Annotated in this window: 7 protein-coding genes and 1 pseudogene; all 8 read right to left on the reverse strand. The window is 63.5% G+C overall.

What is annotated here, in order from left to right; translation table 11 throughout:
- Positions 1-20: 20 nt before the first annotated feature.
- Positions 21-473, reverse strand: coding sequence for a YidB family protein (locus tag P7F28_RS27095; RefSeq protein WP_277187932.1), 453 nt, complete (start codon positions 471-473; stop codon positions 21-23).
- A gap of 136 nt (positions 474-609) precedes the next feature.
- The gene (locus P7F28_RS27100; protein ID WP_277187933.1) at positions 610-1197 is read right to left on the reverse strand and encodes a helix-hairpin-helix domain-containing protein; all 588 of its coding nucleotides are present in this window, start codon (positions 1195-1197) and stop codon (positions 610-612) included.
- A gap of 278 nt (positions 1198-1475) precedes the next feature.
- Positions 1476-3674, reverse strand: a complete 2199-nt coding sequence (gene pbpC / locus P7F28_RS27105; protein WP_277187934.1) for a penicillin-binding protein 1C — start codon at positions 3672-3674, stop codon at positions 1476-1478.
- Entirely contained in the window at positions 3671-9661 is a 5991-nt protein-coding gene (locus P7F28_RS27110; RefSeq protein WP_277187935.1) for an MG2 domain-containing protein, read from the reverse strand. Before P7F28_RS27110 ends, pbpC begins: the two co-directional genes overlap by 4 nt.
- Before the next feature lie 81 nt (positions 9662-9742).
- Positions 9743-11104 (reverse strand): MATE family efflux transporter, encoded by a 1362-nt coding sequence (locus tag P7F28_RS27115; RefSeq protein ID WP_277188006.1) that lies wholly within the window; start codon positions 11102-11104, stop codon positions 9743-9745.
- Between the two features lie 33 nt (positions 11105-11137).
- A pseudogene (locus P7F28_RS27120) lies at positions 11138-12900 on the reverse strand (ArnT family glycosyltransferase).
- A gap of 161 nt (positions 12901-13061) precedes the next feature.
- Complete coding sequence (locus P7F28_RS33915) at positions 13062-13286, reverse strand: hypothetical protein (protein WP_368860378.1); 225 nt, start codon at positions 13284-13286, stop codon at positions 13062-13064.
- Positions 13187-13441 (reverse strand): type B 50S ribosomal protein L31, encoded by a 255-nt coding sequence (locus tag P7F28_RS27125; RefSeq protein WP_277187936.1) that lies wholly within the window; start codon positions 13439-13441, stop codon positions 13187-13189. Before P7F28_RS27125 ends, P7F28_RS33915 begins: the two co-directional genes overlap by 100 nt.
- Positions 13442-13532: the final 91 nt, after the last annotated feature.

The raw sequence follows: 13532 nt of genomic DNA on the forward strand, positions 1-13532 counted from the left end.
TCCACCCATCGGCAAAAAACTCAGGCCTTCGGCGGCTCACCCTTGCCGAACATGCCCGCCAGTCCACCCAGCGAACCCAGCACGCTCGACAAATCCAGTTGCCCGTTCGCCGGCACTTCGCCATTCGGCGTCGCGCGATCCACGAGATGCGGCAGCACTGCTGCCAGCATGCCCGACAACTGATCGCCCGATACACCCGCTTTCTGTGCGAGCGCGCCGACATTGTCCTGACCGAGCACGTTCGTGAGCGTGCCCGGATCGATCGGCTTGTTCTCGCCGCTGCCGATCCACGATTGCACGACATCGCCCGCGCCGTGTTGCTGGAACTTGGCGAGCAGGCCCATCAGGCCGCCCGGCTGGCTGTTGATGAATTGCATCGCCGCAGCGATCAGCGCGGCCTGACCGGATTGCGCGGGCTGGCCGCCTTGTTGCGAATTGCCGAGAGTGGAGGCGAGGATATCGAGTAGGCTCATGACGGTCTCACTACGAGAGGTTACGGGGGATTGCACGCGGATTCGCATGCAGCGACAACGGTTTGAATCTGGCGGTTGGACGGCGCGCGCTCACTCAGGTTCGGAGGTTCGCTCGCGCCATCCCGCTCGATTTGACTTACTGGCTGGCCGCAGCGGCGCTCGCGGCCTTGTCCTTCTTGCTGCGCTTGGTCTTGGCAGGCTTGGCATCGCTGGCGGCGGTGGTGCCGGATGCAGCTGCAGCTGTGGTCGCCGCCGCTGCTTTCGACTTCTTCGATGCCTTCCCACTGGACGCAGGCGCAGCAGCCGAAGCAGGCGATGCAGCCGGCGTCTGCGCGGTCGTCGCAGCAGGCGAAGTCGCCGCCGTCGCACTGGTCGATGACTTGATCGTCGAGTTAGGCGCTGCGCTGCCACCGCCTGACGACGTCGGCTTGCTGCTGGTCTTGCCCGTCGGCGGCGCTGACGATCCGCCTATGGTCAATCCGTTCTGTTCAAGGTTCGCGACCGACTTGGTGCCCAGACCCTTGACGCGGTTGGCGAGATCGTCGGCATCCTTGAACGGGCCGTTCTTGGTGCGTTCATCGACGATGGCCTTCGACTTCACCGGCCCCAGACCCTTGACCGAGTCCAGCGCGGCCTGATCGGCGGTGTTGACATCGACCGCGGCGAACGCGGAACCCACGGACAACATCAACGCAAAGCACAGCATCAGCAGCTTTTTCAGCATGACGGCACTCCAGGCTTAGAGAAAAGAATGACAAATCGATAAGTTCAGGCCTTTCAAGGACGTTGCCATCAAGCATAGGACAAAACAGCCCGATGAACCTCGTACGAGAAAACCCGCCTGAACCATAGTGGCTCGAATTGTGCACGACCCCGCATCGCGCACTGCGCGTCGCCACAATCTTTAACGTTACGGCGCGTCGTGCGGATGACGCCGTGCATTTTTTCTTGCCAATGGACAGACCAGAGCGCCGTGTCGTTTCGTGATGCCAATGTTTTGCATCATTTGGATGCGTGCGTTGCCGGTTTTGCTGCGGTCTTTGCAAACGCGCCGCGCACTTCGAAACCGACCGAATCGACGATTTCGCCGCGTGTATCGACGAGTTCGAGTGTGTGGCGGCCCGGCCACGGCAGCCAGGCGGCGCGCGCGTCCTGGCCGTACGGTTTGCCGTCGGGCCGCCAGTTCAGGCGCGCGCCGCCTGTGCGTTCGAACCACACGCGCTGCCGGGCGGGCGGAATGTCGGGATCGAGCGCGAAGATGGTGCCGTCCGTCGGTGCGCCGATGCGCGCGGCTTTCGCATCCGTCGATGTGGTCGATGCGGTCAGCGCGATATCGCGCATCTGCGTGCCGCGTACGAACCACTCGTCGCGCGACGGCTCGATATCGTTCTGATACGCGACGTGGCTGCGCACTACGCCGTCCGGCGCGGCGGGCGCGCGGCTTCCGGCACGCCGCCCGAGATAATTGACGATCGCGTTCCACGCGGGGGCCGCGCCGGTTACGCCGGAGACGTCCCACATCGGCGCGCCGTCCGCGTTGCCGACCCATACGCCGACGGTGTATCGAGAAGTGAAGCCTACTGCCCAGTTATCGCGCATGTCCTTGCTGGTGCCGGTTTTGACGGCGCTGAAGGTGCGCGTGGCGAGCACGCTGTCGAAGCCGAAGGTGCGGGTGCGCGCGTTGTTATCGGCGAGGATGTCGGTGACGATAAAGCTCGCGTCTTTGCTGAATATACGCGTGCCAGCAGGTGCCGCCGCGTGGTCCGCCAGATCGAAAACCGGCCGCGCGATACCGCCATTCGCCAGCGCCCGATACGCATTCGCCAGCGACGCCAGCGTCACGTCCGCGCTGCCGAGCGCGAGGCTGAAGCCATAGTAATCGCCCGCCTGCGTGAGCGGCAGACCAAGCGCGACCAGCGTTTTGGCGAAGCGATGCGGCGTGACCATCACCAGCGTGCGCACCGCCGGCACGTTCAGCGACGAGCCGAGCGCCGTGCGCACGCTCACCCAGCCCTTGAAGTCGTGATCGTAGTTTTGCGGGATATAGAGACCGCCGCCGGTGGCGAGATCGAGCGGGGCATCGTCGAGCAGGGACGCGGCCGTGAGGCGCTTTTCGTCGATGGCCTGCGCGTAGAGGAACGGCTTGAGCGTGGAGCCAGCCTGACGTTTCGCGAGCACGGCATCGACTTCCGGCGCGTTCGATAAACCGCCCGCCGAGCCGACCCACGCGAGCACATCGCCGGAAGCGTTGTCGATAACGATGGCCGCTGCATCGTGCACATTGCGCGGATGGGCGCGCGCGTTGAGTTCGGCGAGCGTGCGGGCGAGCGTGTCGCGTGTGAAGCGCTGAAGGCGCGCATCGAGCGATGAACGGATTCGCGTGCCCGCCTGCGGATGCACTTCACTCGCGATACGTCGCGCGAAATGCGGCGCGAGCGCGTCGTCGCCTCGCGCGATTGACGATGCGGAAGCGGTACGCGTCAAAGTCAACTGAACGTAGCTGTCCAGATTGATGCAGGGATCGGCTTTTGCAGCGGCATTGCCATGCATATCGCGCAGAATCGCGCAGGCACGCGTGCTCACTTTTGCATAAGGCGCGTTCGGCGCGCGCACCAACGCGGCGGCAAGCGCGGCTTCGCGTTCATCCAGCCCGGACGGCGCTTTATCGAACAAAGTCTGCGACAGCGCCGACAAACCGATGATCTCGCCGCGAAACGGCACCAGATTCAGATACGCTTCGAGCACCTGATCTTTTCGCCACGAGCGTTCGAGCCACAATGCCTCGACCGTCTGCTGCGCCTTCTCGCCGACCGAGCGACGCCCCGGCGTCTTGCCTTCATCGTCGATCAGACTCGTAAGTTGCATCGTCACCGTCGATGCGCCGCGCGTGCGCGTGTTCCACAGATTTCCCCACGCCGCCGCCGCCGCGCCGCGCCAATCCACGCCCGCGTGCTCGTAAAACCGCTTGTCCTCCGATACGACGATCGCTTCGCGCAACGCTGGTGAGACATCCGCCAGCGCGACCCAATCACCGCGCCGCGCGTGGCTATCGATACGCGTACGCTGAAGCGGCTCGCCATCTCGCGCGAGCAGCACCCAGTCGGAACTGCGCCACTTCGCGCGCACTTCGTCGAAGCTCGGCGCGGCGTGCACCGCCGCGCTCAGTATCGATGCGATGACGAAGCAGGCGGCGCGTTTCATTTCTGCTTCACGACCACGTTCGCATTCGGCAACGCGCCGAACGACGAGGGCGCGTAGAGCGCTTCGACGCGCGTCGGCGGCATGCCGAACGTGCCGGCATTGTTCAGGCGCATCGTGTATTCGACTTGCAGCTTGCCCTTCGGCAGATAGTCGTAATACGCGCGATACCCCTCGAACCCGCGCTCCACGAACGTCGGCCACGCGCCGCCCTGATCCGGCTTCTCGCCTTCTGTCGCGGCGGCGGAATCGCGGCCCAGTCCGGAGCCGAGAATCGTCGCGCCGGCGGGAATCGGATCGTTGACGACGACCCAGGTCATGTCACTTTGCGCATCGATGTCGAGATGCACACGTACGACGTCGCCGCGCGTGAGCACGCCTTTGGTGGCCGGATCGATCGGCGTCACCGTCTTCGAAATCCGATAACCCGCCGCGAACGGCGCTTTCAACGCGACCGCCGCGAGGCTTTCGATCGTCGCCCACGGTTTGCCGGTGCCTTGCTGCGTGAGCGTGAGCGAACCGGTGGACCATGGAAGCATGACGCTGCGCGTGTTCGCGCTTTTCGTGATGGCGGTGGCAGAAGCGGGCGCGGCTTTAGGAACAACACTCGGAACAACACTCGGAACAACACTCCAATCCACGCTCTGCGACGCCGATCCAAGCGCAATCGCCGTGCTGCCTGTCACCGGCGTGCTCTCGAACAACCGCGAGAAGCGCGCGACCGCGAGCGAGCCCCACAGATTCGCCGTCGTCGTCTGCCACGCGCCGTTCTTCTGCAACGCGAGCAATCCGGCGACAAGACGCGGCATTTCATCCTTCCAGCCGGGTGCATCGGCGAAAAGGAGTGCGGTGCGCGCGGCGTTCGTTTCGGTGCCGGTCATGAGCCACCAGAGATCGTCGTCGCGTTCGGTGGAGAACGTCAGGCGCGTGCCCTGATACGTCAGCCGCGCGCGAACGATCTGCTCGACCTGCGCGCGCTTCTCATCGCGCCCCGGAATGCCATCGACGCGCGACAGAATCGCGTAGTAATCGAGCACGGCGGACGTCGGCCACTGATCCGGCGCGATGGTGATCGAGCCGAGCATGCGCGCCTGCGCAAGACCGTAACGCGACAACGCTTCGATCGCGGCGAGCTTCTCGTAGTCCAGATCGTTGCGCGGCGCCCAGAATTTGCGCTGAATTTTCCCGTCGATGAAATTCGCCAGACCCGCCGCCATCTGATCGCGGACATCGGCGGGCAGGGCGGAACGCTTGTCTTCCTTCGCAGCGTCGTCGGTGACGGAGAGCAGGTAGGCGGTCAGCGCCGGGCTGCCGGTCGGGCGTTCATCGTCGGACGGCGGGAAGTAGTTGGCGAGGCCATCGCGATCCAGATACGACGGCATGCGCGTCAGCACGCCTTGCCATTGCGCCGCGTCCATCAGGCCGAGCGCGCGCGAGGTCTGCTGCTCAAGACAATTGTACGGATAACGCTCGAACCAGCGGCGCACGCCGGGCAGGCCATCGGCGAGCTTCGGCTGCAAGGACACGGCGATGCCGCCACGTATTGCGCCATCGCTCGATTTCACGGCATCGGCGGGCGGGGCGACGGGGACGGTGAGCGTGCCGTCCACTTGCGAGATGGTCGCTTGCTGCACGTTGACCGGAATCGCGGGGACGACTTTTTGCGTGAGCTTGACCGCATCGCTAGCCTTCGGGCCTGCTTGTTCGGCGGCATTTACGGTCCAATCGAGCGACGACACATCCGGCGTCGTCACCTCCCACGCGATTTCCTGCGATGACTCCGGCGCAAGATCGACCGTGCGCGCATCGAGCGCAAGCGATCCGGCGCGCGGCGTGACCACGACGTGCATCGTGCGTGACGTGGTATTGCGCAGCGTGAACTGTGCGCGGAACGCATCGCCCGTGCGCACGAGCGGCGGCAGGCCCGAGATCAGTTGCAAGTCCTGCGTGCTCTGGATCGATGCGCTTCCCGTGCCGAACTGTCCCGCGCCAACCGCCGCAATCGCGACGATGCGGAAGCGCGTGAGCGCATCGTTCAGCGGCACATCGACGGACGCTTCGCCGTTCGAATCGAGCGTGACGCGCGGGTTCCAGACGAGCAGCGTATCGAACAATTCGCGCGTGGCGCTGTGACCGCCGCCGCCGCCCGCCGGCACCGCCTTTCGCCCGAAGTGACGCCGTCCGATGATCTCCATCTGCGCCGTCGATGTCTCGACGCCATACGCACGCTGCTGAAGCATGGCATCGAGCACGTCCCAGCTTTGATTGGGCATCAGTTCGAGCAGGGCTTCATCGACGGCGGCAACGGCGATCTGCGTACCCGCGGGCGCGGGTTTGCCATCGGGCAACGCGACTTTCACCTTCACATGCGCCTTGCTGCGCACCGTGTACGACTTCGCATCCGGCGTCACGCTCACCGCCAGCTTGTGCGATGCCGTGCCCACTTTGATCGATGCCAGTCCATACCGGAACGCGGGCTTCGACAAATCGACCAGCGGCGTCGGTGCCTGATATTGACGGCCTTCGTACCAGAACGCGCGCGCCCATTCGACCGGCGCTTTCCACCCCCACATGAAGAACGAATACCACGGCACATCGCGGATGCGCCCGCGCAGCGCGAGCACCGACACATACACATTCGGCCCCCACGCGTCCTGCACCTTCAGTTCCACAGTCGGGTCTTTGCCGTTCAACTCGACCACATGCGTCTCAACGATACCCTCGCGCTCCACGGCCACCAGCGCCGTCGCGGAGCGGAAGGGCATGCGCACCTGGAAGCGCGCGGTATCGCCCGGTTCGTAGCTGGTCTTTTCCGGCAACACGTCGATACGATCGGTGTTCTCGCCGCCGAACCACAGTTCATCTTCACGCGTGACCCACACCGATGTGCTCGCGTTCGCCGCGTGCCCGTCGCCGTCCTTGGCGACCGCGATCAGATCGATATTGCCCGCGTCCTTCAGCTTTACCTCGCAGGACACGATGCCGTGATCGTCGCTCTTGCCGCTGCACAGCGAGCCCAGATCCTTGATCTCCGTGTGATTGTCGTAGGCATAGAAACCGCCGACCATGCGCTTGCGCGAACTCGACATCACGCGCGCCACGCCCTTGATTTCCACCGATACCCCCGCGCGCGGCTTGCCCTGCAAATCGAGCGCGAGCGCCTGCACCGGTAGCGCGCCGCCGACCGATACCCAATGCCCCGCCTTCACGCCGACCGCGACCGAAGCGGGCCACAAAATCGCGCCGCCGCTGATGGTCTGCACTTCGCCGTTCGGATCGGAGAAAGTGGCTTCGAGCGCGAGCCGCTTGGGTGAATCGAAGGAAGGCAGCGGTTTGAGCGTGAGCTTGCCCGCGCCATCGCGATCGAGCGTCACGCGCTGTTTATCGGCGATCAGTTTGGTCGATGTATCCGCCTGCTGCTCGCTGTCTTCATCTTCAGCGGGCGCACTCGCGCCATCGTTGGCCGGCTTGCGATACGGCGCAAAATTGAACGCTTCGTATTGCGATGCAAACGGCGGCGACGCATCGCGCACGAGCGCGGAAACCTGCACCGGCAGATTCGATGCCGGTCCGCCCTGAACGTACTCGATCTGCACGTTCACCGGCGCTTCGGTTGCCGCGATCATCCCGGGCGATTTGGTATCGCCTGCGGTAATCGAGCCTTTGAAAACCGGCAGACGGAATTCCTCGACGCGGAAACTGCCCGATTCGTACGATTGCGTGACGCCGCTGTCGTTGTCGTCGTCTTCATCGTTGGCGGTGCCGTTGTCGAGCGTGACGCTGTATTCGCCGAGTTTCGCGGCGGCGGGAATCGGGAAGGTGGAATCGGCGCTGTGATCGGCGGACCATTTGAGCGGCATATGCCACGTCTGGCCACTGCCGACATGGCGAATCGTCACGCGCGTCGGATTCTGCGGCGCGAAGGCAAAACCCTTGAGCGTTTCCACGCGCAGCAAATGCTTCATCGATACCGTTTCGCCCGCGCGCAACAACGTGCGATCGAAGACGGTATGCGCGCGCGTCGTGCGCTTCGCGTCCATATCGGTCGGCACATTGAAGCGCCACGATTCGATTCCGCGATTCCAGTCCGTGGTCACGAACGCCATGTCCGGTCCCGTCGGATCGTCGATGCGCGCTGACACGAAGAAGCCGCCCCACGCGAGACTGTTGTCATTGCATTCGTGGAGCGCGGCGAGCGGCTTGTCGATCTTCGCGAGACCTTGCGCGTCCGTTTTGCCGGTGGCGATTTCATCGCCGTTGCAATCCGTCACGCGGATGGCCGCGTTCGGCACGGGCTTGCCTTTGTCGAGCGTCGTCACCCAGACAAGGCTGTTTTCGCGGCCTTGCTTGAAGTGCACGCCGAGGTTGGTCACGAGCACGGACGTGCGTACGTACATCGACTGATTCTTGCCGAGCAGCGATTCGCCGAGTGCTGGCGAGGCAAGCTCGACCACGTAAAAACCAGGCTTCGTCAACGGAATGCCGACGACTTCAAACGGCCGCAGCGCTTTCGGATCGGCGGCGGGCAGGTTCAATGTTTCGACGCCCGGACGCTTCGTCAGCATCGACAAGGAGCGAATATCCAGTTGCGGATCTTTCGATACCGACCCGTCCGTGTTCGGAATGATCACCGGCTTGATGCCGTTCTTGAGCATCTCCGGCATGCGTTCCTGCACCGAGGAACGCGACATCGAAATGCCATCGAACTGATCGACGGCGCGCATCCAGCGACGGATATCGGCGTCGGCATCGGGCTTCATCGTCGTCACGTTCGAGGTGCCGGAATTCAGCCCCTGCACATGCAAATCCGCTTCGACGTGACGCAGCGTGACGGGCAGCATCGCGGGCATATCCGGCTCCGCGAATCGCTCGATGATGCCGAACGTGCCCGACGAAAACTTCGCGAGCGGCGGCATCGGCGCGGTGGTGGTTTTGAGCGGGAAGAGATCGGCGTTGGCGAGTGCGCGGCCGCTGACATCCTTCAGATTCGCGGGTGCTTCGATCGTCAGATCGGCGCGTTCGGGCAGCGGCGCGGCGAATTCCAGATCGCTGACTTCGGTGCTTTTGTCATCGGCGTTGAAGGCGGGCGCGGTGTTGCCTTTCGGGCCGCGCAGGACGAACTTCTGCGCATCTTCACGGCTGATCGGCGCAGTGAAATTGAGCTTCAGCGAACGCAAAGGCGTGCAGGGCGCTTTGGCGTTTTCGCGCTCGCATGTGAAGCTGGCCTGGAACGGTTCGCGCACGTTGAAATCGAAGCGCTTCTCCACATCGTTGGCGATGCCGCTCGGTCCGCTCACGCCTTTGCCGAATACGAGCTGCATTTTCGATGCCGCCGGCAAGGTCTGCTGGCACGCGAGCGTCAGCACGCGCTCGCTTTCCTTCTGCATATCGAAATGCTTGAGCAGGGCATCGCGCGTGGTTTGATCGACGGTACGCACGGGAATGCGATTGCCCAATGCGCTCGTCTCGCACCAGACGTGATCGAGCACGGATGCCTGCGTCGCCGGACCGTTCAGACGCAACACGAAGGTCTGATTTTCTTCGATCTCGCCGCCAGCCGGCATCACGCGCGTGACGAACGGACCGCCCGTCTGGAATGCGAAGTGTTGCGGGCCGGAAAGCGCGTTACCCGCGCCCGATTTGATGCCGTCTTTCAGATCGAACGCGCATCGCACGCCTGGCGGCAAGTCGTTCTCGAAGTCGAACGCCCACGTTTTCTGATCGATCCATCGCGCGCTTCCTTTGGTCGATGCAGCAGGCGCGCCGCTACAGGTGACTTTGCCCGGCGGCGCGGCGTTCGGATCGCCGAACGCGCTTATTGCTTCGTCGAACTTGACGACGACTTGCCTCACTTGCGCGACCTTGCCTTGCGGCGAGACGGTCGTGACGCGCGCGGCGTCGGCCCGATGCATCGCTACGCCGAACGACAGCGCGGTCAGCAGGGCGGTTGCGGCGAGAATCCATTTTTTTTGTGTTGTGATGCGGCTCATCCACTCGCTCCGAGTTTCCCTCGATGCGGCGATTCTAACGGAGCCTTACGCGCTTCTTTCTGACAATGATGCTTTTACACGTCAGTCCGCGTTCACACGCGATACATGCCGCGCACTGACGCGCCGCCAGTACACGAACAAGCCGATACCCGCGACGCCCAGACTCAGCGTATTGGCGATCCAGAAGCCGCGCGCGCCCTGCAAGGCTTCGGGCACCGCGCCGCCCACATCGAAACCGAGCAGATACCCGCCGCCCAATCCGATACCCCACAGCGCGATCGCGTAAATAACGGTCGGCACCAGCGTGACCTTGTACGCTCGCAAGATGAACGCGGTGGTGATCTGCAAGGCATCGCACAGGTGATAGAAGAAGATGATGAGCACCAGCGGCATGGCGGCGGCGATCACGTTGGCATCGGGCGTATAGGCCGCAATGATGTGCGGGCGCGCGGCGACGAGCGCCACGCCGTACACGAGCGCCAGCACGCACGCCATGCCAATGCCGTGGCACGAGATCGACCGGGCGTCGTCGTACTTCTGCGCGCCGAGCGCTTGCGACACCAGCGTCGAAGAGGCAATGCCAATGGACAGCGGCGTCATATACAGCACCGCGCCGAGATTGCCGGCGATCTGATGCCCGGCGAGCGTCGTCGTGCCGAAGCGCGAGATGAACAGCGCCATGAACGTGTACGAGGTCACTTCGATCAGATACGACAGGCCCATCGGAATGCCGAGCCGCAACAGCGCGATCTGGCGCCGCCACACCGGCCAGCAGAAGCGCGAAAAAATCCCGAACGGGCGGAAGAACTCGACGCGCATCAACACCGTCATGCCGACAATCGCCGATGCCCAGTTGACCAGCGAACTCGCCAGCGCGCAGCCCGGACCGCCGAGCGCGGGCACGCCGAAGCCGCCGAAGATGAACCACGTATTGAGCGGAAACTTGAGCACGAGTCCGCCCACTTGCAGAAACATCACGAGTCGCGGCTTGCCGACTGCATTCGCCAGCGAGCTATAGACGCGAAACGCGAGGCTCGCAGGCAGACCGAACGACAGAATCCGCAGGTAATCCACCGTGCGGTCATGCAGCGCGGGCGGCGCTTTCGCAAGACTGAGCAAGGGCTCGGGATAATAAAGCAGCACGAATCCGACGATGGTCAGCACCGCCGCCAGCCAAAACGCCTGCCGCGTTTCCTCGCCGATTTCGCTTTCGCGTCCCGCGCCGAAAAGTTGCCCCGCAATCGGCTGAAGCGCGACCAGAATCCCCGTCAGGCCGATATACACCGAAATGTAGACCGAGCCGCCAAGGCCGAGTGCGGCGAGATCGGTGGCGGAGAAGCGGCCGACCATCGCGGTATCGATCACGCCGAACGCGATCACCGCGAGCTGGCCGATCAGCACCGGCCACGCGAGCGCGGCGATCTTGCGCACATCGCTGAACATGCCGGTGGTGGTGTTGTGCATAGCGCGCATGCGTTATTGCGGCCGGCGCAGGCTCTTCGGGCGCAGCGGCTTTTTCTCGGGCGGCGTCGGGCGCTCGATACGCACGTAGAGGCGGAACCGCTCATCGCGGTCGGCGACGCGGCGGCCTTCCCACACGAGCTTCCACTGGAATGCCGAGATCGACGGCGGATCGCCGTAGTCGGCCGGGTCCTGACGCAGGATCACGTCGCAGTCTTCATCGAATGCGAAATGCATGCCGCCGAAATACGCGAAGGTGGCGATCTGCGCATCGCCCAGACGTGCGGGGGAAATGCAGTTGTAGTCGGGCGGCAGGTGCTCGGCAATCTGCTCCGCCACATCGCGATACGTCCGGCTGTAGTTCACCACCGGCAGCCACAAGGTCATCAGCAGCACCCACATCAGCGTGGTGCCCGCGCTCGACAGCACGACGCTGCGCCACAACACCTTTGGATGCCGCGCGAGACGCCAGCGCGCCAGCATGAACCAGCAGACCGTCACGGCGACCGCGCAGACAAACGACAGCAGCTTGAATTCAGGATGAAAGCCCGGCGCAAGACGCGCGAGATTGCGCGCCATCGCCGCGGGAAAACCGATCATGCCGGCGGTCCACACCAGCCACACCAGCGAGCCGATGATCGTGAAGCTCAGCATCGCGAACCAGTCGATGGCGTTGATCGCGCCGCGCTTGAGCGTCGGCAGCGCGAAAGTCGCCAGCACCGACAGCGGCGGCAGCAGCAGCATGAACAGGCGATTGGTTTCGTGCGCCTGAGGATCACCAGCACCAGCAACGGCCCGATGATCGACAGCGGCACGGCGACGTGCGGCGAGCGGCGCATGCCGCCCCAGCTCACGAAGGCCCAGATCGCGAGTGGCCATGCGGGCCACGTGAACAGCGGCAGATTTTTCAGCGCGTAACCGAGCACGGAACCGGGCGCGCCGGAGAAAAAGGAAAAGCTATTGCGCCACCATTGATGCAGCCACCAATCGCCATCGTCGGGATAGAAATGAAGCGTGGGCAGAACCCACGCGGCGATCAGCACAACCGCGACCGGCAGACCGTAAATCAGCAACGGCAACGCGCGCACTTGCTTCACGATGATCGTCATCGCGAGCGTGCAGAGCAGCAGCGCGAACACCAGCACCGGCGAACTGGATAAACCGACGACGCCGATCGCCAGACCCCAGACGAGCGCGCCGTGGATCGGCTTGTCGAGGCTGCGCACGAGGCCGTAGATCAGCATGGCGGTGCCGGCGAATTGCGCGAGTTGCGGCGTGGTTTCGTGGCCGCGCTCCGCCAGACCAAAGCAGGCGAGCAGAATCAGCAACGCGCCATCCGCAAGCGTGCGGCCGTAATCGCGCGGTTCCGGCTCGCCGCCGAACGCGTATTTGAACGGCTGTGCCTCATCGCGCCGGCCGAGCAGATACGCCGAATACCAGACGAATGCACACGCCAGACAGAACAGCAAACCCGTGACCACGCGCGATGCATTGCTCGCATCGACCCACGGACTCAGCAGGCGAATCGCCGATGCGCCGAGCCAGTACATCAGCGGGCCGTCCTGTGTCGGCGCCTTGCCGACGAGATTCGGCAGCAGCCAGTCGCGCGCATCGCCATTGGCCATCGTCCACATCACGCCGAAACCGGCGGCGTCCTCGTTCTTCCACGGGTCGCGCCCGAACAGGCCGAATGAGGCATACGTGATACAGATGGCGAGCAGCAGCCAGCGCGGCAGGGCGCTGGTGGCGGAGGCGGTCAGACGAACGACAGATCGCATGCGATAAGGCTTTGGAGGAGAGACGGGCCGCAAGTCATGCTGGAATGCGTGTTTTCTGACGCGGCGGGGTCGAAGCATCCGGCATTGTAGTCGCGCGTGGGGGACGCGTCACCGCGCGCCGGGCCGCAGGTAACGATGCGCAACACTCTTTACGCGTGACCTCAGCAATGGCAATGCCGCGTAAGGAACTGATATAGACAATGTGCAGAGACAAAAAAGGGCAGCAAAAAGGGCAGCAAAAAGGGCAGCCTGAGCTGCCCTTTTTCGCTGAACCTTAAAGCCCGACTTACTTCTTGGTGGAGAAGCGTGCGAACTTGTTGTTGAACTTTTCGACGCGGCCGGCCGTGTCCATGATCTTTTGCTGACCGGTGTAGAACGGGTGCGATTCCGACGACACTTCGATCTTTGCCAGCGGGTACGTCTTGCCTTCGAATTCGGCGGTTTCGCGCGTCTGGATGGTCGAGCGAGTTACGAACTTGAAGTCGTTCGACATGTCGATGAACAGAACTTCGCGGTAATCCGGGTGAATGCCTGCTTTCATGGTGTTTCCTGGTATCTGGCGGTAGCCAACTCGCTGCGCTTTCGGTTTGAAAAAGCGGCCTTAGCGGGTCACTTGCCTAGGGTCGAAAAAC

Origin of the sequence: Caballeronia sp. BR00000012568055 (assembly GCF_029439455.1) — a bacterium.
Classification (GTDB): Bacteria; Pseudomonadota; Gammaproteobacteria; order Burkholderiales; family Burkholderiaceae; genus Caballeronia.